29 protein-coding genes are annotated in these 26,958 nt (G+C 72.3%); 13 read left to right on the forward strand and 16 right to left on the reverse strand.

Annotated features, from left to right (window positions below; translation table 11 throughout):
• Positions 1-97 precede the first annotated feature (97 nt).
• The 8 genes from AMR74_RS06160 to AMR74_RS06195 form a co-directional block, all read right to left on the reverse strand.
• Positions 98-541 carry a Zn-ribbon domain-containing OB-fold protein gene (locus AMR74_RS06160; protein ID WP_053771184.1) on the reverse strand — a complete coding sequence of 148 codons (444 nt, stop codon included), beginning with the start codon at positions 539-541 and terminating at the stop codon, positions 98-100.
• Positions 538-1,704, reverse strand: a complete 1,167-nt coding sequence (locus AMR74_RS06165; RefSeq protein ID WP_053771185.1) for a thiolase domain-containing protein — start codon at positions 1,702-1,704, stop codon at positions 538-540. Before AMR74_RS06165 ends, AMR74_RS06160 begins: the two co-directional genes overlap by 4 nt.
• Before the next feature lie 114 nt (positions 1,705-1,818).
• Positions 1,819-2,571: a proteasome assembly chaperone family protein gene (locus AMR74_RS06170; protein WP_053771186.1), complete on the reverse strand. Its 753-nt coding sequence runs from the start codon at positions 2,569-2,571 to the stop codon at positions 1,819-1,821.
• 101 nt (positions 2,572-2,672) lie between these two features.
• On the reverse strand, positions 2,673-2,855 hold the full coding sequence (locus tag AMR74_RS06175; RefSeq protein ID WP_053771187.1) for an RNA-protein complex protein Nop10: 183 nt from the start codon (positions 2,853-2,855) through the stop codon (positions 2,673-2,675).
• A 27-nt stretch (positions 2,856-2,882) separates the two neighbouring features.
• Entirely contained in the window at positions 2,883-3,683 is an 801-nt protein-coding gene (locus AMR74_RS06180; protein WP_053771188.1) for a translation initiation factor IF-2 subunit alpha, read from the reverse strand.
• A gap of 18 nt (positions 3,684-3,701) precedes the next feature.
• Positions 3,702-3,875 carry a 30S ribosomal protein S27e gene (locus AMR74_RS06185; RefSeq protein ID WP_004595868.1) on the reverse strand — a complete coding sequence of 58 codons (174 nt, stop codon included), beginning with the start codon at positions 3,873-3,875 and terminating at the stop codon, positions 3,702-3,704.
• Between the two features lie 2 nt (positions 3,876-3,877).
• Positions 3,878-4,159, reverse strand: a complete 282-nt coding sequence (locus AMR74_RS06190) for a 50S ribosomal protein L44e (protein ID WP_053771189.1) — start codon at positions 4,157-4,159, stop codon at positions 3,878-3,880.
• Between the two features lie 95 nt (positions 4,160-4,254).
• Complete coding sequence (locus AMR74_RS06195; RefSeq protein ID WP_077152262.1) at positions 4,255-4,932, reverse strand: cyclase family protein; 678 nt, start codon at positions 4,930-4,932, stop codon at positions 4,255-4,257.
• A 131-nt stretch (positions 4,933-5,063) separates the two neighbouring features.
• On the opposite strand from AMR74_RS06195, the gene AMR74_RS06200 reads away from it, so the two are divergent.
• Positions 5,064-7,211: a S9 family peptidase gene (locus tag AMR74_RS06200; protein ID WP_053771190.1), complete on the forward strand. Its 2,148-nt coding sequence runs from the start codon at positions 5,064-5,066 to the stop codon at positions 7,209-7,211.
• Positions 7,212-7,247: 36 nt separating this feature from the next.
• Here the strand turns inward: AMR74_RS06200 and mce are convergent, their stop codons facing one another.
• Complete coding sequence (gene mce / locus AMR74_RS06205; RefSeq protein WP_053771191.1) at positions 7,248-7,634, reverse strand: methylmalonyl-CoA epimerase; 387 nt, start codon at positions 7,632-7,634, stop codon at positions 7,248-7,250.
• A 157-nt stretch (positions 7,635-7,791) separates the two neighbouring features.
• On the opposite strand from mce, the gene AMR74_RS06210 reads away from it, so the two are divergent.
• Positions 7,792-8,595 carry a formate/nitrite transporter family protein gene (locus AMR74_RS06210; RefSeq protein WP_053771192.1) on the forward strand — a complete coding sequence of 268 codons (804 nt, stop codon included), beginning with the start codon at positions 7,792-7,794 and terminating at the stop codon, positions 8,593-8,595.
• Between the two features lie 46 nt (positions 8,596-8,641).
• Here the strand turns inward: AMR74_RS06210 and AMR74_RS06215 are convergent, their stop codons facing one another.
• Entirely contained in the window at positions 8,642-10,315 is a 1,674-nt protein-coding gene (locus AMR74_RS06215; protein ID WP_053771193.1) for an acyl-CoA mutase large subunit family protein, read from the reverse strand.
• 119 nt (positions 10,316-10,434) lie between these two features.
• Between AMR74_RS06215 and AMR74_RS06220 the strand changes: the two genes are divergently transcribed.
• Together AMR74_RS06220 and AMR74_RS06225 are read left to right on the forward strand one after the other, a co-directional pair.
• The gene (locus tag AMR74_RS06220) at positions 10,435-11,100 is read left to right on the forward strand and encodes an O-methyltransferase (RefSeq protein ID WP_053771194.1); all 666 of its coding nucleotides are present in this window, start codon (positions 10,435-10,437) and stop codon (positions 11,098-11,100) included.
• A gap of 46 nt (positions 11,101-11,146) precedes the next feature.
• Positions 11,147-13,786 carry a PAS domain S-box protein gene (locus AMR74_RS06225; protein WP_053771195.1) on the forward strand — a complete coding sequence of 880 codons (2,640 nt, stop codon included), beginning with the start codon at positions 11,147-11,149 and terminating at the stop codon, positions 13,784-13,786.
• A 50-nt stretch (positions 13,787-13,836) separates the two neighbouring features.
• Here AMR74_RS06225 and AMR74_RS06230 read toward each other — a convergent pair whose 3' ends face one another.
• Both AMR74_RS06230 and AMR74_RS06235 read right to left on the reverse strand, forming a co-directional pair.
• Positions 13,837-14,235 carry an OsmC family protein gene (locus AMR74_RS06230; protein ID WP_053771196.1) on the reverse strand — a complete coding sequence of 133 codons (399 nt, stop codon included), beginning with the start codon at positions 14,233-14,235 and terminating at the stop codon, positions 13,837-13,839.
• A gap of 152 nt (positions 14,236-14,387) precedes the next feature.
• Positions 14,388-15,110 (reverse strand): metal-dependent hydrolase, encoded by a 723-nt coding sequence (locus AMR74_RS06235; protein ID WP_053771197.1) that lies wholly within the window; start codon positions 15,108-15,110, stop codon positions 14,388-14,390.
• A gap of 105 nt (positions 15,111-15,215) precedes the next feature.
• Here AMR74_RS06235 and AMR74_RS06240 point away from each other — a divergent pair, with 105 nt between their 5' ends.
• The 6 genes from AMR74_RS06240 to AMR74_RS06265 all read left to right on the forward strand — a co-directional run bounded on the left by AMR74_RS06240 (position 15,216) and on the right by AMR74_RS06265 (position 21,234).
• On the forward strand, positions 15,216-16,358 hold the full coding sequence (locus tag AMR74_RS06240) for a zinc ribbon domain-containing protein (RefSeq protein ID WP_053771198.1): 1,143 nt from the start codon (positions 15,216-15,218) through the stop codon (positions 16,356-16,358).
• 78 nt (positions 16,359-16,436) lie between these two features.
• Positions 16,437-17,180, forward strand: coding sequence for a fumarylacetoacetate hydrolase family protein (locus tag AMR74_RS06245; protein WP_053771199.1), 744 nt, complete (start codon positions 16,437-16,439; stop codon positions 17,178-17,180).
• A gap of 249 nt (positions 17,181-17,429) precedes the next feature.
• Positions 17,430-18,866: an HflX-like GTP-binding protein gene (locus AMR74_RS06250; RefSeq protein WP_053771200.1), complete on the forward strand. Its 1,437-nt coding sequence runs from the start codon at positions 17,430-17,432 to the stop codon at positions 18,864-18,866.
• A gap of 75 nt (positions 18,867-18,941) precedes the next feature.
• Positions 18,942-20,036, forward strand: coding sequence for a histidinol-phosphate transaminase (gene hisC / locus AMR74_RS06255; protein ID WP_053771201.1), 1,095 nt, complete (start codon positions 18,942-18,944; stop codon positions 20,034-20,036).
• Positions 20,033-20,605, forward strand: coding sequence for an adenylate kinase family protein (locus tag AMR74_RS06260; protein ID WP_053771202.1), 573 nt, complete (start codon positions 20,033-20,035; stop codon positions 20,603-20,605). Before hisC ends, AMR74_RS06260 begins: the two co-directional genes overlap by 4 nt.
• Before the next feature lie 26 nt (positions 20,606-20,631).
• On the forward strand, positions 20,632-21,234 hold the full coding sequence (locus AMR74_RS06265) for a CDP-alcohol phosphatidyltransferase family protein (protein WP_053771203.1): 603 nt from the start codon (positions 20,632-20,634) through the stop codon (positions 21,232-21,234).
• Positions 21,235-21,385: 151 nt separating this feature from the next.
• Here the strand turns inward: AMR74_RS06265 and AMR74_RS19040 are convergent, their stop codons facing one another.
• A complete protein-coding gene (locus tag AMR74_RS19040; protein ID WP_158293558.1) occupies positions 21,386-21,538 on the reverse strand; it encodes a hypothetical protein in 153 nt (50 codons plus the stop codon).
• Positions 21,539-21,582: 44 nt separating this feature from the next.
• Between AMR74_RS19040 and AMR74_RS06270 the strand changes: the two genes are divergently transcribed.
• Positions 21,583-21,819 carry a hypothetical protein gene (locus AMR74_RS06270; protein ID WP_053771204.1) on the forward strand — a complete coding sequence of 79 codons (237 nt, stop codon included), beginning with the start codon at positions 21,583-21,585 and terminating at the stop codon, positions 21,817-21,819.
• Positions 21,820-21,856: 37 nt separating this feature from the next.
• Here the strand turns inward: AMR74_RS06270 and AMR74_RS06275 are convergent, their stop codons facing one another.
• Together AMR74_RS06275 and AMR74_RS06280 are read right to left on the reverse strand one after the other, a co-directional pair.
• Positions 21,857-23,041 carry an MFS transporter gene (locus tag AMR74_RS06275; protein ID WP_053771205.1) on the reverse strand — a complete coding sequence of 395 codons (1,185 nt, stop codon included), beginning with the start codon at positions 23,039-23,041 and terminating at the stop codon, positions 21,857-21,859.
• 110 nt (positions 23,042-23,151) lie between these two features.
• Complete coding sequence (locus AMR74_RS06280; RefSeq protein WP_053771206.1) at positions 23,152-24,327, reverse strand: M24 family metallopeptidase; 1,176 nt, start codon at positions 24,325-24,327, stop codon at positions 23,152-23,154.
• 112 nt (positions 24,328-24,439) lie between these two features.
• On the opposite strand from AMR74_RS06280, the gene AMR74_RS06285 reads away from it, so the two are divergent.
• Positions 24,440-25,096: a hypothetical protein gene (locus tag AMR74_RS06285; RefSeq protein ID WP_053771207.1), complete on the forward strand. Its 657-nt coding sequence runs from the start codon at positions 24,440-24,442 to the stop codon at positions 25,094-25,096.
• A 271-nt stretch (positions 25,097-25,367) separates the two neighbouring features.
• Positions 25,368-26,345 carry a transcription initiation factor IIB gene (locus AMR74_RS06290; RefSeq protein WP_053771208.1) on the forward strand — a complete coding sequence of 326 codons (978 nt, stop codon included), beginning with the start codon at positions 25,368-25,370 and terminating at the stop codon, positions 26,343-26,345.
• 51 nt (positions 26,346-26,396) lie between these two features.
• On the opposite strand, the gene AMR74_RS06295 is transcribed toward AMR74_RS06290, so the two are convergent.
• Positions 26,397-26,885, reverse strand: coding sequence for a cupin domain-containing protein (locus AMR74_RS06295; protein ID WP_053771209.1), 489 nt, complete (start codon positions 26,883-26,885; stop codon positions 26,397-26,399).
• Between the last annotated feature and the right edge of the window lie 73 nt (positions 26,886-26,958).

Consider the following 26,958-nt stretch of genomic DNA (forward strand, 5'->3'; position numbering starts at 1 on the left):
GAAAATCGACGGGGAAGGCCGCGAGCGACGTCGGCTCCGGGGCGGCGTTCACTCGCCGCGGGACCACGCCGAGTGGCTCGACGCGCTCGCGCTCGGCTCACTCGTCCGGGGACCGGTCAGGCGCGGGACGGAAGACGACGAGCCGCTCGCCGTCGGTGGCCCGCTCGCCGACGGCGGCCGTCACCGCGTCACCGATCGCCACGTCCGGGGCGGCGTCCTCGTCCGAGTCGTCGCCGCGGACGATCCCCGTCAGCCGCGTCGGGCCGAAGTCGACCACGGCGGTCGCGTACGGCGCGTCGTCGGCGAAGCGGGGCGACGGGACGTGGACGACGCTGTACGTCTCGACGGTCCCCGTCTCGCGGAGCGGCTCCCGCGAGAGGTCCGGCAACCCGCACTCGGGACAGACGCGGCGCGGGGGGAGCGAGCCGTGGCCGTCCGGACACGCGAGCGCGAACCCCTCGCCGTCCGCGAGCGCGTCGAGCCACTCGGCGTAGTCGCGGTCGGTCGGCGGGGCCTCCCCGCCCGTGTCCGCGTCGCTCATTCCGCCACCTCCAGCACGTGGACGACCGCGCTGGCGACGGTCCCGCCCGCGTTGTGCGCGACGCCGACCTCGGCGTCGGGGACGTGCTCGCTGTTGGGGTGGTCCCCGCGGAGAAGGCGGGTCAGCTCGGCGATCTGCGACCCGCCGGTCGCGCCGACCGGGTGGCCCTTCGCCTTCAGCCCGCCCGAGAGGTTCACCGGGAGGTCGCCGTCGGCGGTCGTGACCCCCTCGCGGGCGGCCGATATCCCCTCGCCCGGCTCGAACAGTCCCAGCGACTCCAGCGCCAGCACCTCGGCGATGGTGAAGCAGTCGTGGACCTCCGCGACGTCGACGTCGCTCGCCCCGACGCCGGCGTCGGCGTAGGCCGCGTCGGCGGCGTCGTCCGCGGCGGGCGTCCGGGCGAGGCGGTCGCGGTCGCCGAGCGCCATCCGGTCGGTCCCCTGTCCGGTGCCCGTCACCGCGACCGGCGCGTCGAGGTCGTTCCGCTCCGCGTACTCCGCGGAGACCAGCACGAGCGCGCTCGCCCCGTCGGTGATCGGGCAGGCGTCGTACAGGTGGAGCGGCGCCGCGACCGGCGGCGCGTCCATCGCCTCCGCGACGGAGACCTCCTTCCGGTACTGGGCGTACTCGTTGGGCACGGCGTTGGCGTGGTTCTTCGACGCGACGTGCGCCAGGTCCTCGCGGCTCCCGCCGTAGGCGTCGAAGTAGGCGTTCGCCATGAGCGCGTAGGCGCCGGGGAAGGTGACGCCCGACCGCACCTCGAAGAGGTCGTCGGCCGCGATGGCGAGCCCCTCGGTGACCTCGGCGGTCGGGAGGTTCGTCATGCGCTCCATCCCGCCCGCGAGGACCACGTCCGCGTCGCCCGTGGCCACCGTCCGGACCGCCTCCCGGACCGCGACGCCGGCCGACGCGCACGCCGACTCGTAGCGCGTCGCCGGGCAGCGCACCCCGGCGGCCTCGGCCATCAGCGGCGCCTGGTGGCCCTGATGCTCGGCGAGCGCCCCCATGAAGTTGCCGTAGTTCAGCTCTTGGACGTCGGCCCTGTCGACGCCGGCGTCCTCGAACGCCCGAAGCGCGGCCTCCCCGAACAGGTCGCGGCCGGTGCGCTCCGGGTGACTGCCGAAGGGAGTGAGCCCGACCCCGGCGACGCGTACCTCTGTCATACACGAACGATGATCGGGGACGTGATTTATCTCTGCCGGAAGCGGGAGTTCCGGTTCTCCGGCGGAAACGAACGGCCCCGCAGAGAACGAGCGGGTCGCGGCGGTCGCGTCCGGTCAGCCGATGTAACGCAGGTCGTCGTCCGGCACCGCCGGTCCCTCCTGCATCTCGCGGATCTTGCCGACGACTTCCTCCATCTCCTCGGCGCGGTCCTCTAAGCTCTCGTAACCGACGGAGAGGTCGAGGACGGACTCTAGGACCTCCAGCACGGCGCGGGCGCTCTTCGGGTCGACGAGGTAGCCGCTCGTCTCGCCCATCAGGCAGGCGGCCTCGAACCCGCGGCGACCGCCGAGCCCCAGGACGAGCCCGGAGACGCCGACGATGCCGCCCGCCGGCTCGTCGGCGCGGAACTCGACGCCGGCGTCCTCCAAGTCCTCCGTGAGCGCGTCCTCGGAGGCCGCGCCGAGGACGGTGTACTCCTCGACCAGTTCGCCGGTCGGGACGCCGCCGAGCGCGAACGCGCGCTCCGCGCCGAACGCCTCGGCCACGTCGAGGAACGTCGAGGTGAGCTTGTAGTGGCCCGCGTTCGACCCGGCCTGGTGGTCGCCGGTCAACACGAGCAGGTCGGCGCCGTCGGTCTCGACGGCGTGGAACTCGGCGCAGGTCAGCTCCGCGACCCCCCCGTCGTCGACGTTCACCTGCGGCGGGAACTCCGTGGCGTACACCCGGCGGACGAGCTCCCCGTCGAACTCCTCCAGCAGGTGTTCGGCCGCCAGCTTCCCCACGTGCCCGACGCCCGGCAGCCCCTCGATCAACACCGGGTCCGTGAGCTCCGGCGTCGCGACCTCGTCGATCTCGATGTCCTCCATACTCCGTCCGTCCGGGCGGCGGTCACAAGAGCGTGGCTATTCCGGTGGCTCGCGATCGAGCGGTCATGAGGACAGCCCGGACGCCGCCGCGGCGTCCGCGCCTACTCCGAGCCGCGTCGCCGCGCCCGCCGTCGGTACTCGCCGTACGGGTCTTCCGGGCCGAACGGGGCGGGCGCGCTGTTCTCGGTCGGGCCGCCGCAGACCGGACAGCGCTCGCCGAGCGCGTACACCGGCCGCTCGTGAGCGGCCGCCCAGTTCGCGCAGACGCGGATGTCTGATTTCACGGATGAAAAGCGTCGGGTCGGACCGAGTTACTCGTCGTCTTCGCGCCGCTCGCGGTGGAACTCGCCCTCGCCGCCGGCGGCCTCGATCGCCTCGCGGGCGCGCTCGGCGGCGGCTTCGAGCTGCGACTCCGCCGTCTTGTAGTCCGGCGCGCGGACCTTGATCCGGTACTCGGGCGAGCCGACGTAGCCGACGTCGAGGTCGACGCCGTCCGGGACCTCGCCGTTCCCTTCGGCGGCGGCGAGCGCGTCGCGCACGTCGTCGACGCCGTCGGGGGCCGCCGATTCGAGGTCGACGTAGCCGGTCACGTCGACGTACGGGACGGAGACGTTATCGCGGGCGGCCGCGACGACCGCGTCGACGGTGTCGGCGTCGACGTCGACGTCGTCGAGCGCCTCGTCGCCGCGGATCGCCGCCGCCTCGAAGGCGTCGTAGAGGCTCTCGTACTCCGCGAGGAGCGCGTTGGCGACCGACGTGTAGCGGTCGTCGTCGACGTCCTCGCCGAGCGCGATCTCCATCCAGTTGTCGGCCTTCTGGGCGTTCTTCCAGTCCTGGATCGTCTCCTTGCGCTGGTGTTCGTTGACGTCTTTGATCGAGAGGTCGATCTGGTTCGACGACTCGTCGACCTCGAGCACCTTCGCCACGACCGTCTGTCCCTCGCGGACGTGGTCGCGGACGTTCTTGATCCAGCCGGACGCGACCTCGCTGATGTGGCAGAGGCCGCGCTTGTCCTCGTACTCGTCGAGGTCGACGAACACGCCGAAGTCGGCGATCTCGTCGACGTCGCCGACCACCAACTCGCCGGGTTCGGGCCAGCCGCTGTACTTCATGACGGAGCGGTGAGGCGGTTACCGCGCCTCAACGGTTTCGACGATTTCGCCGTGAAGCTCCGCCTCCCCGCCGGTGGGGGTCGCGAGGGTCGTGCCGCAGACCGCGCACGACACCGTCGAGGAGGCCTTGCCGAAGACGACCTGTTCGTTCTCGCAGTCGCCGCAGGCGACGCGGTGGAAGTCTCCCGCCATGCTTACTCCTGGAACGTGAGACGGCCGGCGCGCCATCCCTCGCGCATGTGGGCCTTCCCGCAGTCGCCGCAGCGGTACTTCAGGTGGGTCTTCTTCGTCGGCTTGTCGCCACCGGGCACCTTCGAGTACCCGCCGGCGTTGCCGATGGTCGCGAGCGCGCGGCGTCGCTGTCGCGCGTCGCGTTTCATTCCGGTCGCGCGACCCGATCGGACCTTCTCCACCTCGTGCTCCTGGTGGGAGTCACAGTGGGGGCAGTACGTGTTGAAGCGGCGTGGCATTTCCATGGATATCGACCTTGAGACGCGGTTCGTCGCCGACGCTTAAAACGGGTTTGGTCTGGGCCGCCCGCGAGCCGGCCCGCGCGGCGGTCCGCGTCCGTCTAATCCTCCCACTCGGCGACCGCGCGCACCGGCGACCCGTCTGCGCCGCGGAGCCGGAGCGGGAAGGCGGAGAGCCGGAACCGCGCCGGGAGGCCGTCGAGGCCGCAGAGGTTCTCGACGACCGGGAGCGAGGCGCCCAAGAGGACGTCGTGGGCGGGGGTCCCCGCGGGTTCGCCGTCCTCACTCGCCTCTCCGTCTGCCCCTCCGCCCGCCGTCGGCGTCGGGTCCGGTCCGAAGGCGTCGAGCCCGACGCCGACGCCCGCCTCCCGACACCGCTCCGCGGCCGCCGCGGTCAGGTACGGGTGGTCGCGGTATCGGTCGGTCCCCCAGTGCGACTCCCAGCCGGTCCGGAGGACGAGGAGGTCGACCGCGGGGTCGAGGGCGTCCGGTTCGGGGAGCGCGCCGGGGCGGATCGGCTCCCGCGGTTCGAGCGGGCGGGGGTCGACGAGGCGGGCGTCGAACGCGAACCGGCCGACGTCTCGCTCGTCTATCGACTCGCCCCCGCGCACCGTATGCCGCGGCGCGTCGACGTGCGTTCCCGCGTGCGTTCCGGTCCGGAGCTCGCTCGTCGCGTAGCCGTCGGCCTCGTGGGTCGCGGCGGGCGCGAGCGTCACGTCGGGGTCGCCGGGGTAGGTCGGCATCCCCGTCTCGATCGGTCGCGAGAGGTCGCGGAACACGAGCGGCGGTGCGGTCGCGTCGCGGTTAAGTCGGTCGCCCTCGCGGCCCGCGTCGCCGGCGACCGCGCTCCCTCGGTCGCCGAGGTTCCGCGGCCCGAACGTATTTCCTCCGCCCGCCGCTGGGTGCGTTCATGTCGGAACTGCCGCTGGACGCGTACTACGACCTGACCCAGATCGGCGAGGTCGCCGTCTCCCCCGCCGGCGACCGCGTCGCCTTCACCGCGACCGAGTACGACCAGGCCGCGGACGAGGCGGTCTCCTCCCTCTTCGTCGCCCCGATCGACGGCTCCCGCGAGCCGCACCGCCTGACGAGCGCCTCCGGCGCCTCCGCACCGTCGTGGGGGCCCGACGGCGACCGCCTCGCGTTCGTGGCCGCTCGCGACCGCGACGCCGAGAAGCGGGTGGGCTGGCGCGACCGAGACGACGAGGGGGACGAGGAGGACGCCGAAAGCGGGGACGAGGACGCGGACGCCGAGAGCGAGGGCGACGGCGAGGAACCCCTCGGAAACGGCGACGACGGGCCCAAGCCGCAGGTGTGGATCTTCGACCTCGCGCTCGGCGGCGACGCGCGGCAGGTCACCGAGCGCGACGAGGGCGTCGCCGACTTCGACTGGTCGCCCTCGGGCGACCGCCTGGTGATCGAGTCGCGCGACCCGACCGACGAGGAGTCCGAGTACCTCGATCAGGTGCGCGAGGAGGGCGGCCCCATCGAGACGACCCGGCTTCAGCACAAGGTCAACGGCGCCGGCTGGACCGACGAGGTGACGCGGTACCTGTTCGTCGTCGACCTCGACGAACCAGGGAGCGACCCCCGCCGGCTCGACGACGCCTACGGCGGCGGCGCCTTCGAGGACATCGCCGGGATGGACCCGACGTGGGGCCCGGACGGGCGGATCGCGTTCACCTCCTGCCGGCTCGACCGCCCGGACGACACCTCCGTCCGCGACCTCTACGCGGTCCCGGCCGACGGCGGCGACGCCGAGCGGCTCACGGGCGGCGATCTGACCCACGGCGCGCCGGCGTGGCGCCCCGACGGCGACGGGATCGCGACGGTAGCCAGCGACCCCGACGACCCGCCCGCCCCGGCGGAGGTGTACCTCGTCGACGCAGCGGACGAGGCGGACGCCCGCGGCGAGCCCGCCTCCCTCACCGCCGCGCTCGACCGGACGGTCGCCCGCGGCGGCGAGCCGGCGTGGGTCGACGGCGAGATATACGCCCGGATCGCCGACGAGAGCCAGACGCGGCTGGTCCGCGTCGAGACGGACGGCACCGTCGAGCGCGTCTTCGAGGCGCAGGGCCGCGACCGCGCGATGGCCGGGGTCGACGTGGCCGACGACGGGTCGACGGCGGTCGTCGTCCTCTCCGACCCGACCGAGGGCACCGACCTGTACGCGGTCGACGTCGACGACCTCGACGCGGCCACGGAGCCCGACTCCTTCCGGCGGCTCACCCGCGTCAACGAGTCGCTCGTCGACGAGTTCGCGGTCCCGGAGGCGCGGCGCGTCGAGTGGGAGTCCAACGGCTGGACGCTCGACGGCGTGCTCTACCACGACCCCGAGATCGACCCCGAGTCCGGCGACCACCCGCTCGTGGTGGCCATCCACGGCGGGCCCATGTCGTACGACGAGCCCGTCTTCAGCTTCGGTCACGCGGCGCTGACGAGCCGGGGCTACCTCGTCTTCCGCCCGAACTACCGCGGCGGCACCTCGCGCGGCCGCGAGTTCACCGCCGAGCTCACCGGCAAGTGGGGCACCGCGGAGGTCGACGACATCGCCGCGGGCGTCGAGTCGCTCGCGGACCGCGGCTGGGTCGACCCCGACCGCGTGTTCGGCCACGGCTTCTCGTACGGCGGCATCGCGCAGGGGTTCCTGGTCACGCAGGAGCCGGACCTCTTCGCCGCCGCGGCGCCGGAACACGGGATCTACGACATCCGGTCGGCGTTCGGCACGGACGACACGCACGTCTGGATGGAGGCGGAGTTCGGGCTCCCGTGGGAGAACCCCGAGGCGTTCGACGCGTCGACCGCGATCCTCGACGCCGGGAACATCGAGACGCCGCTGCTCGTCATGGCCGGCGGCGAGGACTGGCGCTGTCCCCCCTCGCAGTCGGAGCAGCTGTACGTCGCCGCCCGCAAGCAGGGGGTCGACGCAGAGCTGGTCGTCTACCCGGACGAACACCACAACATCGGCGGCCCCGACCGCGCGATCCATCGGCTGGAGAAGATCCTCGACTGGTACGAGACCCACGACCCGGCGGTCGAGGCCGAGTCCGGGGACTGAGCCGCGCCGTCGGTTTCTCGGCGCCGACGGGCCGCCTCAGTGCTCGACGAACTCGACCAGCACGCCGCCCGTCGAGCGCGGGTGGCAGAAGGCGACCTCGTGGCCCCACGCGCCGGGGCGCGGCTCCTCGTCGACGAGGTCGATGCCGAGGTCGCGGGCGTCGTCGAGCGCGGCCGGGAGGTCGTCGACCGCGAGCGCGACGTGGTGAACGCCGGGTCCCTCGCGGTCGAGGTAGTCCGCGATAGTCCCGCCGGCGTCCGGTTCGAGCAGCTCGAAGTAGCCGCCGCCGTCGAGTTCGAGGAAGACGACGCGCATCCCGTCGAACGTTTCCTCGTGAGCGACCGGGGCGTCGACCAGGCCGCCGAACAGGTCCGCGAGCGCCGTGGCGTCCCGCGTCGCGACGCCGACGTGATCGAAGCGCATACCCGACCGTCGCGGCGCGCGGACATAAATGGCCCCGGGCGGCGCGACCGAGCGGGAACGCGGTCGGGAGACGTGGGCGACTGTCGGTCCCGGCAGCCCGGTCGACCGATGGAAAGTGTTGGGTAGCTCCAGTGACAACGGGCGGCAGAGCCATCCCGTGAGCGACCAGAACCCCGACACGGCCTTAGAGCAGAAGACGTCGCGGACGATCCTCGACTCGATCCTCGACAGCGCCGTCCACGAGATGAACCGCGAGCGGTCCGGGCTGCTGCTCTCCGGGCTGTCCGCCGGGCTCGACATCGGGTTCGGTCCCCTCCTGATGGCCGTCGTACTGACGCTGTCGCCGGGCGGATACGGCGACCTCGGGACCGAGCTGCTGCTGGCGACCGTCTACTCCGTCGGGTTCGTCTTCGTCATCCTCGGTCGGTCGGAGCTGTTCACGGAACACACCATGCTCGCCGTGATCCCCGTGATGGACGGGCAGGCCTCGCTCGGCCAGCTGGGCCGCCTCTGGGGGCTGGTGTACGTCGGGAACCTGATCGGCGGCCTGTCGTTCGCCCTGCTCGCGACCCTGTTGACGCCCGGGCTCGGCGTCGTCGAGGCCGCGGCGTTCGAGGAGATCGCGCTCAAGCTGGTCACCCACGACCTCACGTGGCTGTTCGTCGGCGGCGTGTTCGCCGGGTGGCTGATGGGGCTGCTGGCGTGGCTGATCACGGCCGCCCAGGAGACGACCGGTCGCCTGCTGCTCGTCTTCATCGTCACCGGTACCATCGGGATGCTCCACCTGCCGCACTCGATCGCGGGCAACGTGGAGGTGCTGTTCGGGCTGTTCTCCTCGCCCGCGATATCGATCGCCGACTACCTCTCGTTCCTCGCGCTCGCGACCGTCGGCAACGCGGTCGGCGGCGGGGTCTTCGTCGCGGCGCTGAAGTACGGCCACGTCGTCAGGGGCGCGGACTGAGCGCGCCGCCGGGGGCGGCTCGGAACCGTCGCCGCCGCCTTCCCGCTCACCGCCCGGGCTTGTACTCGCCGAACTCGTCGCGGAGCACGTCAGATATCTCCTGGACCGTCGCGTACGCCTTCACCGCGTCGACGACGTGGGGCATCACGTTCTCGGACCCCTGCGCGGCCTCGCGGAGCCCCGCGAGCGCCTCGTCGACCGCGTCGTCGTCGCGCTCGGCCTTCACCCCGTTCAGCCGGTCGCGCTGGTTCTGCTCCTGCTCGGGGTCGACCTCTTCCAAGTCCATTTCCGGCTCCTCGTCGACCTCGAACTCGTTGACGCCGACGATGATCCGCTCGCCCTCCTCGATCTCCCGCTGGCGCTCGAAGGCAACGTCCTGGATCTGTCGCTGGACCCAGCCGCTCTCGACGGCCTCTAACATCCCGCCGCGGCGGTCGACCTCTTCGAGGATCTCGAACGCCTCCTCCTCGATCCCGTCGGTGAGGTCTTCGACGTAGTACGAGCCCGCAAGCGGGTCGATCGTGTCGGCCGCGCCGGACTCGTGGGCGAGGATCTGCTGCGTGCGGAGCGCGGTGCGCACGGACTTCTCGGTCGGGAGCGCGAGCGCCTCGTCTTTCCCGTTCGTGTGGAGGCTCTGGGTGCCGCCGAGGACCGCCGCGAGCGCCTGATACGAGACGCGGACGACGTTGTTCTCGATCTGCTGGGCGGTGAGCGTCGACCCGCCGGTCTGGGTGTGGAACTTCAGCTGCTTCGACTTGGGGTTCTCCGCGCCGAAGCGCTCGTCCATGATCTGCGCCCACATCCGCCGTGCGGCGCGGAACTTCGCGGCCTCCTCGAAGATGTTGTTGTGGGCGTTGAAGAAGAAGGAGAGCTGCGGGGCGAACTCGTCGACGTCGAGGCCCGCGTCGAGGGCGGCCTCGACGTACTCGATGCCGTCGCCGAGGGTGAAGGCGATCTCCTGGGCCGCGGTCGAGCCGGCCTCGCGGATGTGGTAGCCGGAGATGGAGATGGTGTTGAACTTCGGCGTCTCGGCCGCGCAGAACTCGAAGATGTCCGTGATCAGCCGCATCGACTGCTTCGGCGGGTAGATGTAGAGGTTCCGCGCGATGTACTCCTTCATGATGTCGTTCTGGATGGTCCCCCGGAGCTGGTCGCGCGGGACACCCTGCTTGTCGCCCATCGCGACGTACATCGCGAGGAGGACGGCCGCCGGGGCGTTGATCGTCATCGACGTGGAGACCTCGTCGAGCGGGATGGAGTCGAAGACGGTCTCGAAGTCGTCCAACGTGTCGATGGCGACGCCCGACCGCCCGACCTCCCCCTCGGCCATCGCGGCGTCGGAGTCGTATCCCATCTGCGTCGGGAGGTCGAACGCCATCGACAGGCCCGACGAGCCCTCGTCGATGAGGTAGCGGAAGCGCTCGTTCGTCTCGGCGGCGGTGCCCATCCCGGCGTACTGGCGCATCGTCCACAGCCGCCCCCGGTGCATGGTCGAGTAGACGCCGCGGGTGTACGGCTCCTCCCCGGGGTAACCGAGGTCCTCCCGGTAGTCCACGTCGACGTCGGCGGGCGTGTACAGCGGGTCGACCTCCTGGCCCCCGGTGTCGGTGGTGAACGTCTCCTCCCGCTCGCCGAACCGGTCGACAGTGTCGCCGTAGGTCCCGTCCTCCCACGACTCCTTGGCCTCCCGGATCGCGGCGAGTTCCTCAGGATCGTACATTATTCAACCGGTCGACCGAGCGGGACTTAACAGTTTTCAGGGTCGCCGAGCGCCCGGGCCGGGCTCGGCCCGGCCGGCCCGCCGGTCCGATTTAAGTTTCACGCGTCCGAGACGGCGGTATGGACGTGCTCACCGACCCCGCGCGTCGGTTCTTGGCCGCGACGGCGCCGGAACACACCGAGACGCAGGCGGAGATGGCCGACCTCGCCGACGAGTGGGGCTTCCCGATCATCGGGCCGGAGGCGGGGGCGGTCCTCCGCCTGCTCGCGCGACTGACGGACGCCGACCGCGCCTTCGAGTTCGGCTCCGGCTTCGGCTACTCCGCCACCTGGTTCCTCCGTGGCGGCGCCGGGCACGTGGTGTGTACCGAGTTCGACGCAGACGAGGCCGAACGCGGCGTCTCGTTCGCCGCCGAGGGCGGGTACGCCGACCGCGTCACCTTCGAGGTCGGGGACGCGATGGAGACCGTCGACCGCTACGACGGCCCCTTCGACGTGGTGCTGATCGATCACCAGAAGGAGCGGTACGCGGACGCCTACCGGGCCGTCCTCCCGAAGGTCCGGTCCGGCGGCGTGGTCGTCGCCGACAACATCGCCCGGGGCCCGATCGACTTCGGCGACCTCGTCGCGCACTTCGAGGCCGGCGAGCCGCTCCCGGACGCCGCCGTCGACGCCCAGACGCGCGGCGTCGGCGAGTACGTGGGGACCGTCCGCTCGGACGACGCCGTGGAGACGGCGGTCCTCCCCGTCGGCTCCGGCATTTCCGTTTCGACGGTCGTCCGATGAAACCGAGCGAAACGGTTATCATGTCGAGTAGAAAACAACTACGCAGATGAGACAAGCGGACGGAGCCGGCGGCGACGAGGGGGGACGAGGGGCGTCGCTCGTACGCGTCCTCGTGGTCGACGGCGAACCGGCGTTCGCCGAGACGGCGGCCTCGCGGCTCGAAGCGCGCGACGACCGGTTCGAGGCGGTCACGGTCGAGGGCGCCGAGTCGGCGCTGGACGCGCTGTCGTCGGCGTCGTTCCACTGCGTGGTCTCCGGGTACGAACTGCCCGAGGTCGACGGCGTCGGGCTGTTAGAGACGGTCCGCGACCGCCACGGCGACGTGCCGTTCGTGCTCTTCACCGGGTCGGGGTCGGAGGCGGTCGCCAGCGACGCCGTCTCGGCCGGCGTCGACGAGTACGTCCGACGGGACGAGCCGGCGGACGAGTTCGCGCGGCTCGCGAGCGCGGTCGCGAGCGCGGTCTCCGAGGCGCGCGGCGGTCGCCGCCTGGCCGCGCACCTGGAGCGCACCAGCGACGCGTTCTGTCAGGTCGACTCGGAGTGGCGGCTGACCTACCTCAACGAGCGGGCCGCGGGGTTCGTCGAGCGCGACGCGGACGCGCTGCTCGGCGAGCGGATCTGGGAGCTGTTCCCGGAGGTCGCAGGCACCGAGGCGGAGGCGGCGCTCCGCGAGGTCGTCGAGACCGGCGAGGCGACCGAGTTCGAGCACCACGTCGACCGCCTCGACGCGGAGCTCGCGGTGAACGCCTACCCGACCGCCGACGGGCTGGCGTTGTACTTCCGCGACGTGACGGAGCGCCGGGAGCGCGAGCGGGAGCTCCGGGAGGTCTCGGAGCGGCTCCAGCTTGCCGTCGAAGGGGCCGACGTCGGCGTCTGGGACTGGAACGTGCGGACGGACGAAGTCCGGTTCGACGACCGGTGGGCGGGGATGCTCGGCCACGACATCGACGAGATCGACTTCGACCTGTCGACGTGGGAGGACCGCGTCCACCCCGACGACATCGACGACGCCTGGGACGCCATCGAGGCGCACTTCGCCGGCGAGACCGACCCCTACCAGAGCGACTTCCGCATGCGGACCAAGTCGGGCGACTGGAAGTGGATCCGCGACCGGGGCCGCGTCGTGGAGCGGACCGAGGACGGCGAGCCCCTCCGGGCCGTCGGGATCCACATCGACGTCACCGAAGAGAAGGAGCGCGAGCGCGAGCTCGAACGCTACCGCCGCATCGTCGACGAGCTGCCGGAGTCGGTGTGTATCTACGACGCCGACGGCCGCATCGCGCTCGCGAACGACCACATCGCCGACGTGTTCGGCACCGACCCGGAGTCGCTCGTCGGCCGCGAGAGCCGCCTCGTCGAGCGCATTCAGGCGGCCGACGGCGACGAGTACGGCGAACTCGTCGAGGGCGAGCGCGACTCGCTGACCGGGACGGTCGAAGTCGACCTCCCGGACGAGCCCGCTGCGATCGTCGACTACGGGCTGACACGGCTCGTCATCGACGGGGAGTTCGACGGGGTGCTCGGCATCTCCCGCAACGTCACCGCCGAGCGGCGCCGACAGCGTCGGCTCGAACGCACCTCCGCGCGCCTGGAGGCCCTCTTCGAGCGCTCGCCGGACATGGTCGACATCCACGACGAAGCGGGGTCGATCGTCGACGCCAACCGCGCGATGACCGACGCGCTCGGGTACGACCGCGAGGAGATAGTCGGGATGGACGTGTGGGAGGTCGACGCCGAACTCGACCCCGAGGAGGGGGTTCGGCTCTGGGAGGGCCTGGAGGTGGACGAGACGGTCCGACTGGAGACGACGTTCGCCCGCGCCGACGGCTCGACGTTCCCCGCCGAGGTCCACGTGCGGCGCATCGACGTCCAGGGCGAGGACCGGTTCCTGGCGAGCAGCCGCGACATCTCCGAGCGGAAGGCGTACGAGCGCCGCATCGAGCGGGAGAACGAGCGGCTCGACGAGTTCGCGAACATCGTCTCGCACGACCTCCGGAACCCGCTCAACGTCCTCTCGGGGTACCTCCGGCTCGCGCGCGAGACGGGGACCGACTCCTACTTCGACCGCTGCGAGCGCGCGCTCGACGAGATGGAGCGGCTGATCGAGGACGTGCTCGCGCTCGCCAAGCAGGGCGAGGCGGTCGGGTCGTTCGACCCCGTCAACCTCGGCGACCTGGCCGCCGGGTACAGCGACGACGCCTTCGGATCGGCGGACGGCGAGGACCCGTTCGGCGACGACGCGGCCGGCGGGGACGAGCCGGACGCGCCGGTCGAGGTCGTGGTGGAGGCCGACGGGGAGATATGCGCCGACCCGGGCCGGGTCCGGCAGCTCCTCGGGAACCTGTATCGAAACGCCGCCGAACACGGCGGGCAGCGCGTCGTCGTCGGCGACCTCCCGGACGGGTTCTACGTCGAGGACGACGGCCCCGGGATCGACGCCGACGAGCGGGACCGGGTGTTCGAGAGCGGCTACACCACCTCCGAGACGGGCACCGGCTTCGGGCTCTCCATCGTCCAGCGCATCGCCGAGGCGCACGGCTGGGAGGTGGCCGTGACGGAGGGGGAACGCGGGGGCGCTCGGTTCGAGTTCACCGGGCTCGACCGCCCGGGGGCGGACGCGGACGGGCCCGCGCCGCCCGCCGACCCCTCGGGCCCGGTCGCCGAAGAGGCGGAGCCGCGGGACTGAGCGGGCGGGGACGGTCGAAAAAAAGCGGGCGTCGACGCGGGAGTCCGGCCTCAGAACGCGCCGGGGTAGACGCTGACGTCGGCGTGGAGCTCCTCGCGGAGCGCGCTGTGGACGTGGCAGATGCCCTCGGCGCGCTCGGCGATGTCGGCGGCGGTCTCGTCGTCGAGGTCGGCCTCGACGTGGACGTCGAAGGCGATCGATTCGAGGTCGTCCTCGTCGTCGAGGTCGGCGCTCGCGTCGATCTGGATCTTGCCGAGGTCCTCCTCGCCGCGCTGGCTCCCGCCGACGCGGAGCGCCGGGAGGTAACAGGAGGCGTACGTCGCGACGAGCGTCGCGTTCGGGTTCGGGCCCGTCTCGTCGGTGGCGTCGATCTGGAGGTCGAACTCGCCGACCTGGCTGGTGCTGGCGTACCCTTCCTCGGAAACCGTGGACGTCTCGATGTCTGCCATAGTCGACCGACCCTTCGTCCTCCCGCCGCTAAAGGCTGCCGACACGGGACGTGAGTGCCGGGGGACGGACGGGGTCGATACAGCGCGGTCGCGTCGCTCCGGACGGGAACGCTGCGAAAAATGGCGGAATCACCGGAGGGGTCGTCGCCCCCTCAGTCGAGCGTGTACGTCTCGTCGCCCTCCAAGACGACGGGTTCGGCGGCGGCGCCCGCGGCCTTCACCTCGTTGACGAACTCGCGGGTCTCGATCTCGATCGGCCCGAACGAGTCGTAGTGCATCGGGAAGACGACGTCGGCGCCCACCCAGTCGGCGGCGATGCCGGCGCCCGCGGGCCCCATGGTGAAGTGGTCGCCGGCGGGCAGGGCGGCGGCGTCCGGTTCGAGGTACGGGGCGATCACGTCGACCATCTCGGACATCAGGCCCGTGTCGCCGGCGTGGTAGAACGTGGTACAGTCGGGGTCCGACTCCTGGGTCGGCTTCTTGTCGCCGACGACGAACCCGGTCGGCATGCCGGCGGAGTAGTCGGGGTCGTTCTCGATGCCGTTCGAGTGGTCCGCGCGGACCATCGTCACCCACGCGTCGCCGCACTCGGCGGTGCCGCCGATGTTCATGCCGCCGGCCGGGAGCGTGTGCTCGTGGCCGAAGTTCTCCTGGACGTAGCCGGTCAGCTCCGGGGTTGCGACCACCGTCGCGTCCGGGAACTCGGCGGCGTCGCCGATGTGGTCCGCGTGTCCGTGGGTCAGGAGGAGGTAGTCGGGGTCGAGGTCCGCGGGGTCGACGTCGGTCTTCGGGTTGTCGAAGAACGGGTCGATGAGCAGCTCCGTGTCCTCGACGACGACGTGCCACGTGGAGTGGCCGTGCCAGGTGAGTTCCATGGTCCGTTCCGTACGTCTCGGCGCGTCGTAATAAAACTCGACGCCGCGGAGGCCGTCGCCCGTCGGCGAAAGCGATTAACCGGAACGGACGCGAACGTCCGGTAGATGCCCTCCCAGACCAGCGAGCCCGGCGGCCCGCCGGCCGCCTGCCCCGCCTGCGGCGAGGCGGTGCCGGACGGGGCGAGCTTCTGCCCCGACTGCGGCGCCGACCTCGACGGCGCCGCGGGCCCCGCGTACTGCGCCGACTGCGGCGCGGCGTTCGACGACGACGACCGGTTCTGTTCGAACTGCGGCGCGTCGCGGTCCGGCGGCGAATCCGCGGCGTCCGAGCGGTCGAGCGGCCGGTCGGAGCGGTCGGACGACCGGTCCACGTCGCGCTCGACCTCGTCGCCGGACGAGAGCGAGCGCGCTTTCCGCCGCCGCGTCCAGGACCACCTCGACGCCGGGTGGGACATCGAACAGGACGCCGGCGACCGGGTGATCCTCGTCGACAGGGGAATCGGCTCCGTCGGCGTCCACATCCTCCTGTTCCTCTTCACCAGCGGGATCGGGAACCTGCTGTACGGCTGGTGGCACTACTCCAAGCTGGCCGAGCGACGGCGGCTCGTGCGCGGCGACGAGACGCGCGCTCGCCTTCCGTCGAGCGTGGAGAGCGGGGGGACGGTCGAAACCGTCTCCGCGTACCTCCTGAGCGGGTTACTGCTGCTGATCGGCGGTTGGATCGCGTTCCTCTCGTTCGAGTCCGGCACCCCGCCGGTGGCGCTGGTCGGGCTCGCGTTCGCCCTGCTCGGGGCGGGGGCCGCGCCGGCCGTGAGGCGCCGCCTCGGTCGACGGCACGGACTCACCGATTTCGGCCGGCAGCGGACGGTCGATCACCGGGTCGTCCGACCCCCGGAGTCCGTCGACGAGTCCTGCGTCGTCTGCGGCGAGGCGTTCGAGCGCGGCCTCGTCAGGCGTCGCCGCGACGAGACGGTCGTCGCCGGCGTGCCGGTCCGCACCCACGCGATCCGCCACAACCACTACTGTGCCGACTGCGCGCGCTCCGAGCTGTTCGGGGACCGCGTCGGGGCGCCGTCGCTCGACGAAGTAACGGGCGAGGCGGGGGAAGCCACCGACTCGCGCTTCGCCGACGAGGGCTCGGAGACGGACGCCGCGGACGAGGATTCCACCGTCGACGCCGCGGACGGCGACGCGACGGACGCGGCGGCGACCGACTCGGTCCGCGAGGCGACCGACTCGACCGAGTGAGCCCGCGAGCACGCCCTGTCACGGTCGTCGCTTGCCTCTCCGGGAACGCTTTTCGGGGGGCCGCCCGTTCGGCCGCGTATGTACCGCGCACGGTTCCGCGACCCGGCCGGATCGATCCGCGAGGGCGAGTACGACCCGGCGACCGACACGGTCGCCTTCGGCGGCGAGGAGTACGCGCTCTCCGACCCCGACATCGACGTGCTCGCGCCGACCGACCCGTCGAAGATCGTTTGTATCGGGCGCAACTACGCTGACCACGCCGAGGAGCTCGGCAACGACGTGCCCGACCGCCCGCTGCTCTTCCTCAAGCCGCCGAACGCGGTGGCGAGCCACGGCGACACCGTGACCGTCCCCGCCGGCAAGGACCGGATCGACTGGGAGGCGGAGCTCGCGGTCGTGATCGGCGAGCAGTGTAAGGCGGTCGACGCCGCCGACGCGATGGACGTCGTCGCCGGGTTCACCTGTATGAACGACGTGTCGAACCGCGACGACCAGAACCGCGAGCAGAACTGGGTGCGCGGGAAGGCGTTCGACGGCGCGGCGCCGCTGGGCCCGGTCCTCGCGACGCCCGACGAGGTGCCCACTGACGCGGGCGTCGAGCTCCGCGTCAACGGCGAGACGAAGCAGTCGAGCGACCGCGAGCACATGATCTTCGACGTGCCGACGCTGATCGAGGAGATCACGACGTACCTCACGCTCGAACCCGGCGACGCGATCGCGACGGGCACCCCCGAGGGGGTCGGCGCGCTCGCCGACGGCGACACCGTCGAGGTCGAGGTCGAGGGCGTCGGTACGCTGGAACACGACGTTCGCATCCCCTGACCGGCGCGCCGTTCTGACACCCACGTTTCCGCGTCTCGGTACCACACCGCGTTTCCGGTGAACGCTTATGTGCGAGCCCGCGGAGTCGGAGGTATGGAGACCAGTTCGTTCGTCGACGGCTGCTGACGGTACCGCCGCGGCGCGACGCGGCCGCCCCGTCCGCGAAGCGGGGTCGGTCGCCCGCGCCGCAGCACCGCGACCGGAGCGCGAGACGCTCCCCTCTCCGGGCCGACGCGAGCGCCCGACCGAATGTCACGAGACGACGCCACGACGAACGAGACCGCCGAATCGATCGACACCTCCCCTCTCGACCCCGCCGATCCCGACGCGACCCCCGCCGTCGTCGCGGCCCGGTCCGAGGGCGAGCCGCCTGACACGGCGGAGATCCGGGACCTCGCCGCCGCGGCCGGCTACGCGGTCGTCGGCGAGGTCACACAGCGGCGCCGCGAGGACCCGACCTACGACCTCGGCCGCGGGAAGGCAGAGGAGCTGATGCGGCTCGCGGCCGACGCGGGCGCCGAGGCGGTGATCTACGACGGGGGGCTGTCACCGGGACAGACGTTCTCGCTCGGCGACCTGCTGCCGTCCGGGACCGCGGTGATCGACCGCCCGCGCCTCGCGTTGGAGCTGTTCGCCGACGCCGCCGACTCGCGCGCGGCCGACCGTCAGCTGGAGCTGGCGCGGCTGCGCTACGAGCTCCCCCGGCTCCGGGAGGCGGTCGCCCGCGACGCGAGCGAGGACGTGCGCCTCCAGCCGGAGGGCGACAGCCGCGTGCTCGACGTCGAGAAGCGGATCGAGTCGGCCGAGCGCGCGCTCGACGAGATAGCCGACGACCGGGCGGCCCGACGGGCGGAGCGCCGCGACGCCGGACTCGACCTCGTCGCGCTCGCGGGGTACACGAACGCCGGGAAGTCGACGCTGGCCCGCCGGCTCGCCGACGAGGTCGACGACCCCGAGTTCGGCGACGGGGGCGGGCCTCGTGACGCCGACCGCGACGACAACGGCGAGGGGGAACCGGCGGACCGCGACGGCCCGCTCGCGGTCGCCGACCGCCCGTTCGAGACGCTCTCGACGACGACGCGCCGGGCGACGGTCGGCGGGCGGCGCGCGCTGCTCACCGACACCGTCGGCTTCCTCGACGGGCTCCCTCACGAGTCGGTGCGCTCGTTCCGGACGACCATCGACGCGATCCGGGCGGCCGACTGCGCGGTGCTCGTCGTCGACGCGAGCGACGACCGTGCCGACCTCCGCCGGAAGCTCACGGCGTCGCTGTCGGCGATCGAGGCGACCGACGGGCCGGTGATCCCCGTGCTGTCGAAGGCCGACGAGGTCGGAGCGGACGGGCTCGCGGCCGCGGTCGAGGCCTACGAGGACGCGGTCGCCGACCTGGACCCCCGGGACGCCCCCGTCGTCGACGCGCTCCGCCCGCCGGTCCCGGTCAGCGTCCGCGACGGGACCGGGCTCGCCGACCTCGCGGACGCGGTGGCCGACGCGCTGCCGACGGCGACCGCGACGGTCGAGGCGCCCAACGGCGGCGCCGCCCAGGCCGCGCTCTCGTGGGCGTACGACCGCGGCGTGGTCGCGGGCGTCGACTACGGGAGCGAGACCGTCGCCGTGGAGCTCGCGGGGCGCCCCGACGTGGTCGCCGAGGCGGAGCGGCGGTTCGCCGACGCCCCGTCGTCGTGAGCCGCGGGGCGCCCCCGTCGCGAGCCCTCGACCGCCAAGACCACGCTTAAGCCCGCCGGTCCCCGACCCGGTGACATGGAACCACGGGATCTCTCCGATCACTCGCCGTACGTGCCCGGGCGGGGCGTCGAGGAGGTCGCCCGCGATCGCGGGCTCGACCCCGACGACCTCATCAAGCTCTCCTCGAACGAGAACCCGCACGGGCCGAGCCCGGCGGCCGTCGAGGCGATCCGCGAGCACGCCGACCGCGTGAACCAGTACCCGAAGTCCTCGCACACGGACCTCACCGCACGGATCGCCGAGAAGTGGGGCGTCGACGACGGGCAGGTGTGGGTGTCGCCCGGCGCCGACGGCTCGATCGACTACCTCTCGCGGGCCGTCTTAGAGCCCGGCGACGAGGTGCTGGTGCCGAGCCCCGGCTTCGCCTACTACGCGATGTCCTCGCGGTACCACCACGGCGAGGTGACGGAGTACGAGCTCTCCCCGGCCGACAGGTTCGCGCAGGACGCCGAGACGGTGCTGTCCGCCTACGGCGGCGAGCGGATCGTCTACCTCACCTCGCCGCACAACCCCTCCGGCTCGACGATCCCGCTGGACGAGGTCGAGGCGGTCGCCGACGCGACCGCCGAGGAGACGCTCGTCGTCGTCGACGAGGCGTACGGGGAGTTCGCCGACGTGGACAGCGCGATCCCGCTCGCCGACGAGCGCGACGACGTGGCGGTCCTCCGCACCTTCTCGAAGGCGTACGGCCTCGCCGGGCTCCGGATCGGCTACGGCGTCGTCCCGGAGGCGTGGGGCGAGGCGTACGCCCGCGTCAACACGCCGTTCGCGGCCAACGAGCCGGCCTGCCGCGCCGCGCTCGCCGCGCTCGACGACGAGGGGCACGTCGAGAAGTCCGTCGAGTCCGCGCGCTGGGCCCGCGAGTACATCGCGGACGAGCTCGACGCGCCCACCGTCGACTCCGCGGGGAACTTCGTCCTCGCCGCGGTCGGCGACGGCGAGCGCGTCGCCGAGGCCGCTCAGGAGCGCGGCGTCATCGTCCGCGACTGCACCTCGTTCGGCCTCCCGGAGCACGTCCGCGTCTCCACGGGGACGCGCGCGGAGACCCGCGAGGCGGTCGCCCTCCTCAACGAGACGCTGGCGGACCTCGAACTCGGTGTCAGCGCGTGAGCGGCGACGCTGAGGCCGCGGCGCGGGCCGACGCGGAGGAGAGAACCGACCGCGGCCGGGCCGACCGCGTCGCCGTCACGGGCACCCCCGGAACCGGCAAGTCGACCGCGACGGCGCTCTTAGAGGACGAGTACGACGTGATCCACCTCAACGAGCGGATCAAGTCGGACGACGACCTCTGGACCGAGCGCGACGCCGACCGCGACACGCTCGTCGCCGACCTCGACGCGGTCCGCGATCACCTCGGCGACTGGACCGGCGTCCTCGACTCCCACCTCGCGCACCGGTTCGACGTCGACCGCGTCGTCGTGTTGCGCTGTCGCCCGGAGGCGATCGAGTCCCGCCTCGCCGAGCGCGGCGAGTCGTCGGAGACGGCCGCCGAAAACGCGGAGAGCGAGGCTCTCGACGTGATCCTCTCCGAGGCCGTGGCGGAACACGGCGCGGAGAACGTCTACGAGGTCGACGCGACCGACCGCGAGCCCGCGGCGGTCGCCGACGCGATCCGCGCGGCGGTCGAGGGCGAGCGCGAGCCGAGCGCCGGCACCGTGGACTTCATCGATTATATATGAGCCGGCCGCGAGCGTCGAGACGGTAGATGACCCTCGACCAGTACCGCTCAGTGGCGGACCGCCTGCTCGGCCCGTGGGTGTCGGCGGCCGACAGGCTCGGCCTCTCGCCCGACCAAGTGAGCGTGATCGCCTTCCTCGTCGCGGTGGGGGCCGCCGCCGCCTTCGCCCTCGGGTCGGCGCCCCTGTACGCGACCGGCGCGCTGCTCGTCCTCCTCAACGGCTGGCTCGACGTCGTCGACGGCGCGCTCGCGCGGCACCAGGGCGTCGCCTCCGACGGCGGCGACTTCCTCGACCACGTCCTCGACCGCTACGCCGACGTGGCGATCATCGCCGGGCTCACGGCGGGCGTCGAGGCGTACGCGCTCGGCTTCGCCGCGGTCACGGGCGTCCTCCTCACCTCGTACCTCGGCACGCAGATCCAGGCGGTCGGCATCGGCCGCGAGTACGGCGGGCTCCTCGGCCGGGCCGACCGCCTCGCGCTCGCCGGGATCGTCGGCGTGGTCGCCGCGGTCTACTCCGCGCCGATCGTCGCCGGACTGAACGTCGTCGGCCTGCTGCTCGCGCTGTTCGCCGCGGTCGGCCACCTCACCGCGGTCCAGCGGTTCCTCGGCGCCTGGCGGGACCTGTAACCGGCCCCGCGACGAACTCGTCGTAGCCGTCGAACAGGTCCTCGTCGTCGGCGCCGAAGGGCGACGGGAAGCCCGGCATACTCGAGTCCTGTCACCCCGTCGGGGGACCCTTGACCCCGCAGATGTTCGGGCCGTCGCGGCCGGTCGGCCCTCAGCCGCTCTCGTCCGCTTCCGAGCGCAGGTCCCGCGCCTCTGCCTGAGCGCTGTCGACGGCGTCGCGGACGATACGACGGCCGCCGTCGGCCGCCTCGATCACCGTCTCGCCGCCGTCGGTCGCTGTGATCCCCCTCCGTAGACGCGTCACGCAACGAGGGAACGATTTAAAAGCGTCCGGTCGGAACGAGGGGTATGCCCACTTTCGAGCTGAACCTCTCGGACGACGTGTACGCGGAGTTTCAGCAGCTGGCGGACGAGGAGTTCGTCTCCGAGGAGCAGGCCGCGGAGGACCTGATCGCGTCCGGTATCGAGGCGTACAACGTGAGCGTGGTCGACGAGGAGCCCCGCGACGAGATGCTCGACGGCGCCGAGAACAACATGTTCGACACCGCGGAGGACCCGGGCAGCATCGAGGACGACCGCCTCTGAGGCGGCACGGGGCTCTCGCGACTCGCCTTTCTCCGGCTCAGTACTTCGTCCCGAGCAGCCGGTTCGCCGACAGCGTCGCCAGCCCCAGCGCCATCACGCCCGCGAGCAGCCCGAACGCGACGGGCCACCCGGCGGCGTCCGAGACGGCGCCGACGACGACGCTGCCGGTGGCGCCCGTCACCATGTAGGCGGTCCGGACGAGCCCGAAGCCGGCGCCCCGCTCGGCGTCGGACAGCAGGTCCATGAACCGCGACTGGATCGGCGCGCCCCACGACATCGCGAGGCCGACGAGGCCAACGGCCGGGACCGACACGAGGAGGCCCAGGTCGAGCGTCGCGGCCGCGGCGAGGGCCCCGTAGCCGACGACGCCGGCGCCCATCGTCACCATCGCCGTGGCGTCGCGTCCGATCCGGTCGGACACCGAGCCGGTCACCGGCTGGGTGCCGCCGTGGACGAGGAAGTACGCGGAGAACAGCAGCGCCGACAGCGCGCTCGACAGGCCGGTCCCGACCTCGAGGAACGTCGGGAGGAACGAGGCGGTCGCCTGCCACGTGAACGCCCCCATCGTCGCGAGCGCGGTCGTGTAGAGGATCCGCGGCCGCGAGAGCAGTTCGACGAGCGGGCCGACGGCGAACCGCTCGCCGATCGGCTGGTCCGGCCGGAGGGGTTCGGTCGGTCGGACCCGCCACGCGAACAGGACGAAGACGGGGACCGCCACCGCGGCGCCGAGGAGCACGCCGGCGCGCCAGCCGTACCGCGACCCGACGAGCGCGGCGGCGGGCGGCGCGGCGAGCCCCGCGAGCGGGCCGCCGGCGACGTGGACGCCGATGGCGCGGCCCGTGTCGTCGAACTGCCGGGTGAGGAACGTCGTCGCGACCGAGTAGTGGAGGCCCGCGCCGACGCCGAGCGCGGCTGCGAACAGCCCGAAGGCGAGCATCGAGGGCGACGCGGCGAGGAGGACGGAGGCGACCGCGGTGGCGCCGACGGCGGCGAGGATGACGCGGCGCTCGCCGTAGCGGTCGCCGAGGACGCCGGAGGGGAACTGCGCCAGCGCGTAGGTGAGCCACATCCCGCTCAAGGCGAGCCCGACCGTGCCGTTCGTCACGCCGAACCGGGCAGTGATCTCCGGGACGAGCGGGCTCACGACGAGCCGCGCCACCATCGTCCCGGTGAACGCGAGCGTACAGAGCGCGAGCGCCGTGTGTTCGTACCGCCAGTTCACGGTCGCCGTACCGGGTACGGGTCAAAGCGGCTTCCGATCGCGGTCAGACGGGCCGGATGTCGCGCGACGCCGACGGCGGTCCGGGACGCCCCCCGGCGCCCAGCAACGGTTCACTCCGCGACGAACTCGATCGGGTAGTCGGTGAGGTTCTCGTACCCGTCCTCGGTGACGACGACGAGGTCCTCGATCCGGACGCCGCCGACAGCGGGGTCGTAGAGGCCGGGCTCGACGGTGATCACGTGGCCCGGCTCCAGCTCCTCGCCACCGCTCGCGAGCCGCGGCGACTCGTGGACGTCGAGGCCGATCCCGTGCCCGGTCGAGTGGATGAACCCGGTCTCGGTCTCGGGGTCCGTGCGGAACGTCGGCTCGCCGGCCTCCTCGTACACCTCGCAGGCGGCGGCGTGGACCTCTTCGCCCGTGGCGCCCGGCTCGACCGCGTCCAGCGCGGCGCCCAGCGCGCGCTCGGTGAGGTCGTACCACTCGCGGAGGGTCTCGCTCGGCTCGCCGACGCAGAACGTCCGCGTCATGTCGGCGTTGTACTTCGACGCCTTCGAGCGCGGGAAGATGTCGACGATGATCGCCTCGTCCGCGCGGAGCGGGCCGGAGCCGCGGTCGTGCGGGTCGGCGGCCTGCGCGCCGCCGGCGACGATCGTCTCGTCGAGCGCGCAGCCGTGGCGCAGCAGCGTCACCTCTATGTCCTCGGTCACGCGCTCGCTGGTGAGCGGCTCGCCGTCGCGGAGGAGGACGCCCGCCTCCGCGTCGTCGCCCTCGCCCGCCACGTCGGCGCCGGCGATCAGCTCCTCGGCGGCCCGCATCGCGGCCTCGTTCGCCTTCTGCGCGTCGCGGATCGCGTCGACCTCGTCGTCGGTTTTCACGGCGCGGACGGCCTGGAGCCGGTCGTCGGCGTCGACCGCGACCTCGATCCCGCGGTCGCGGAGGGCGTCCGCGGTACCGACCGGGCCGCGCGGCGGCATCGAGACGGACTCGACGCCCTTGTCGCGGACGAACGCCGCGTACATGTCGTTGCGCTCCTCGCGCCCGCCGTACTCGTAGTCGTAGTCGGCGTGGCGTTCGACGGTGTCGGCCGCCGCCTCCGTCGTCGCGCGGCCGTACTCCAGCCCGCTGACGAGGACGTGGACCTCGCCGTCGGCGTAGAGGGTGAGGAACGGGTCGGGGCCGGTGAACCCGGAGAGGTACAGCTGGTTGGCGTCCTCCTGCGAGGCGTCGAGGAGGTAGCCGTCGGTGTCGAGGTCCGCGAGGCGGTCGTCGAGCCGCGTTCGGTTCATAGGCGTGCTGCTCGCGCGACGCCCAAAGCGGTTGTCCTCGCGGAACCGATCGCCGCTCCGCCCGCGGCCCGTGAGAAGACATATCCCGCTCGCTCGGGAACGCCGGAGCGAGATGGCGACCGACGGCAGAACGACGGTCGGCTCGCTGGTGTCGCTCCCGGCGGGGTGGTTCCCCGTCGCCGCCGCCTGCGGGGCCGGCGCGGCGCTGCTCGGACTCGGGCTCACGCGGGTCGGACTCGCGGTCGCCGGCGTGTCGCCGGGGGACTCGGCGGTCGCCCGGTGGATGGTCGGGGGACCGGTCTCGGCGGTCGAGGGGTCGATCTGGTTCCTCTTCGACGCGCACTGGGTCCGGACGCGGACGGGTCCCGGGCTGTCGGACCTCGTCGTCTTCGGGCGCCCGCTGATACAGGCCGACGCCGCGCTGTGGCCGCTCCGGGCCGTCCCGCTCGTCGTCGCCCTCGGCGGCGCGGCCACCGTCCGATACCTCGGCGTCGGCGACACGCTCGCCGGCGCCGTGACCGGCGCGGGCACGGCGCTCGGGTACCTCCCGGCGATGCTCGCGCTGCGGGCGCTCTCCCGCGTGCCGCTCACGCGCCACGCGTCCGACGGGCGGGTACCGATCTCCGACGCCGACGGGATCCCGGCCTCGGAGGCGGCCGGCGTCGCCGCCGGCCCCGACCTCGCCTCGAGCGTCGCGCTGGTGACCGGGCTGGCCGTGATCCTCGGCTCCCTCGCCGGCGCCGTCGCGGCCGCCGCGACCGGGGAGTGACCGGCGGGCCGGCGGCCTCGAACGCCGCCCCGTCCGGCGCGAAACGCCTATATACCAACTCCCGCGTTCGCGCCGTCGATCGCGCTTCCAGCGCGGGTCAGTCGGTCCCGTCGAGAATTCCGAATTGTACAGGGTTCTACACGCCGTTTTCGGCCGTGTCCTCGCGACGCCAGATACGCGAACATTTAAGTGCGTCGGTCACTTACCCGAAGGTGAGGAAACCACCGAGACCCGTCTCTCGGTTTCGTTGTTCCCTCCACGCACCAAACCAATGAGCGAGAACCTTCGAACGTACACGACCGAGAACGTCGACGACGAGAGCGAGACCGAGTCGACGACCGAAGACGAGGAGCTGCGGTGCCCCGAGTGCGGCGGGCAGTTAGCGACCGACACGGAGCACGGCGAGACCGTCTGCGTCGACTGCGGGCTCGTCGTCGAGGAGGACGAGATCGACCGCGGGCCGGAGTGGCGCGCGTTCGACTCCAAGGAGAAGGACAACAAGTCGCGCGTCGGCGCCCCGACGACGAACATGATGCACGACAAGGGGCTCTCGACGAACATCGGCTGGCAGGACAAAGACGCCTACGGCAAGTCGCTGTCCAGCCGCCAGCGCGAGAAGATGCAGCGGCTGCGGACCTGGAACGAGCGCTTCCGCACCCGCGACTCCAAGGAGCGCAACCTCAAGCAGGCGCTCGGCGAGATCGACCGGATGGCGAGCGCGCTCGGGCTCCCGGACAACGTCCGCGAGACCGCGTCGGTCATCTACCGCCGCGCGCTCGACGAGGACCTCCTCCCCGGCCGCTCCATCGAGGGCGTCTCCACCGCCTCGCTGTACGCCGCCGCCCGGCAGGCGGGGACGCCGCGAAGCCTCGACGAGATCGCGGGGGTCTCCCGGGTCGAGAAGGACGAGATCGCCCGGACGTACCGCTACGTCGTTCGCGAGCTCAAGCTGGAGATCCAGCCCGCCGACCCCGAGAGCTACGTGCCCCGGTTCGCCTCCGACCTCGGGCTCTCCGACGAGGCCGAGCGCCGGGCCCGCAGCCTGCTCGACACGGCGAAGGAACAGGGGATCCACTCCGGCAAGTCGCCGGTCGGGCTCGCCGCGGCCGCCGTCTACGCCGCCTCGCTGCTCGTCAACGAGAAGGTGACCCAGAGCGAGGTCAGCGAGGTCGCGAACATCAGCGAGGTCACCATCCGGAACCGTTACCACGAGCTCCTCGAGGCCGAGGACTCGGTCGCGCTGAACTGACGCCGCAGCTCCGCGGCCGCCCGTCGCCGCGTTCGAAGGACGCTCGCCGGTTCACCCGCTTTCCTCGCCGTCCCAGTACCCCACGTCGTCGCCGATCCGGTAGTACCCCGACAGCGACCGTTCGGCGTCGCCCCCGGGCGGCGCGCCGACGTACACGCCGAACTTCTCCGAGTCCGGGTACACGGTCACGTCGGGCTCGCGCATCGTCGAGACGACGAGGTAGCGGAGGACCTCGTCCCCGTCGTTCACCACTCGGTGCGCGCCCGACTCGTCGGCGGTGAACGCGGCGTACTCGCCCGGTCGGAGCGGGTACGCCTCGCCGTCGAGCCGCAGCGTCCCCTCGCCCGCGAGGACGTACAGCGCCTCCTCGTTGGCCGCGTGGTAGTGGTACGGCCACGAGCGCTCGCCGGGCGGCAGCTCGTAGAGGCTACAGCCGAGGTCCGCGCCGCCCGCCGCGGCGCCGAGCCGCTTCCGTCGCCACGCGGCGTCGTCCGCGTCGGCCGTCGCCCACGACAGCTCGTCCGCGTTGATCGGTGGCATATCACGCGGTCACGCCGGACCCCCAAAGGCGTTCGCGTCGCCCGAGCGGAGTCCCCATCCCGCCGGGAGCCGA

The sequence above is a fragment of the Halorubrum tropicale genome (assembly GCF_001280455.1).
Lineage (GTDB): Archaea > Halobacteriota > Halobacteria > Halobacteriales > Haloferacaceae > Halorubrum > Halorubrum tropicale.

Bases quoted from the DNA above. Each gene is read 5' to 3' on its own strand.
- AMR74_RS06295 (WP_053771209.1), bottom strand. From the start codon at position 26,885: ATGCCACCGATCAACGCGGACGAGCTGTCGTGGGCGACGGCCGACGCG.
- AMR74_RS06190 (WP_053771189.1), bottom strand. From the start codon at position 4,159: ATGGAAATGCCACGCCGCTTCAACACGTACTGCCCCCACTGTGACTCC.
- AMR74_RS06200 (WP_053771190.1), top strand. From the start codon at position 5,064: ATGTCGGAACTGCCGCTGGACGCGTACTACGACCTGACCCAGATCGGC.
- hisC (WP_053771201.1), top strand. From the start codon at position 18,942: ATGGAACCACGGGATCTCTCCGATCACTCGCCGTACGTGCCCGGGCGG.
- AMR74_RS06215 (WP_053771193.1), bottom strand. From the start codon at position 10,315: ATGTACGATCCTGAGGAACTCGCCGCGATCCGGGAGGCCAAGGAGTCG.
- AMR74_RS06250 (WP_053771200.1), top strand. From the start codon at position 17,430: ATGTCACGAGACGACGCCACGACGAACGAGACCGCCGAATCGATCGAC.
- AMR74_RS06170 (WP_053771186.1), bottom strand. From the start codon at position 2,571: ATGGAGGACATCGAGATCGACGAGGTCGCGACGCCGGAGCTCACGGAC.
- AMR74_RS06185 (WP_004595868.1), bottom strand. From the start codon at position 3,875: ATGGCGGGAGACTTCCACCGCGTCGCCTGCGGCGACTGCGAGAACGAA.
- AMR74_RS06240 (WP_053771198.1), top strand. From the start codon at position 15,216: ATGCCCTCCCAGACCAGCGAGCCCGGCGGCCCGCCGGCCGCCTGCCCC.
- AMR74_RS06220 (WP_053771194.1), top strand. From the start codon at position 10,435: ATGGACGTGCTCACCGACCCCGCGCGTCGGTTCTTGGCCGCGACGGCG.
- AMR74_RS06165 (WP_053771185.1), bottom strand. From the start codon at position 1,704: ATGACAGAGGTACGCGTCGCCGGGGTCGGGCTCACTCCCTTCGGCAGT.
- AMR74_RS06285 (WP_053771207.1), top strand. From the start codon at position 24,440: ATGGCGACCGACGGCAGAACGACGGTCGGCTCGCTGGTGTCGCTCCCG.
- AMR74_RS06245 (WP_053771199.1), top strand. From the start codon at position 16,437: ATGTACCGCGCACGGTTCCGCGACCCGGCCGGATCGATCCGCGAGGGC.
- AMR74_RS06265 (WP_053771203.1), top strand. From the start codon at position 20,632: ATGACCCTCGACCAGTACCGCTCAGTGGCGGACCGCCTGCTCGGCCCG.
- AMR74_RS06290 (WP_053771208.1), top strand. From the start codon at position 25,368: ATGAGCGAGAACCTTCGAACGTACACGACCGAGAACGTCGACGACGAG.
- AMR74_RS06180 (WP_053771188.1), bottom strand. From the start codon at position 3,683: ATGAAGTACAGCGGCTGGCCCGAACCCGGCGAGTTGGTGGTCGGCGAC.
- mce (WP_053771191.1), bottom strand. From the start codon at position 7,634: ATGCGCTTCGATCACGTCGGCGTCGCGACGCGGGACGCCACGGCGCTC.
- AMR74_RS06280 (WP_053771206.1), bottom strand. From the start codon at position 24,327: ATGAACCGAACGCGGCTCGACGACCGCCTCGCGGACCTCGACACCGAC.
- AMR74_RS06230 (WP_053771196.1), bottom strand. From the start codon at position 14,235: ATGGCAGACATCGAGACGTCCACGGTTTCCGAGGAAGGGTACGCCAGC.
- AMR74_RS06235 (WP_053771197.1), bottom strand. From the start codon at position 15,110: ATGGAACTCACCTGGCACGGCCACTCCACGTGGCACGTCGTCGTCGAG.
- AMR74_RS06160 (WP_053771184.1), bottom strand. From the start codon at position 541: ATGAGCGACGCGGACACGGGCGGGGAGGCCCCGCCGACCGACCGCGAC.
- AMR74_RS06270 (WP_053771204.1), top strand. From the start codon at position 21,583: ATGCCCACTTTCGAGCTGAACCTCTCGGACGACGTGTACGCGGAGTTT.
- AMR74_RS06225 (WP_053771195.1), top strand. From the start codon at position 11,147: ATGAGACAAGCGGACGGAGCCGGCGGCGACGAGGGGGGACGAGGGGCG.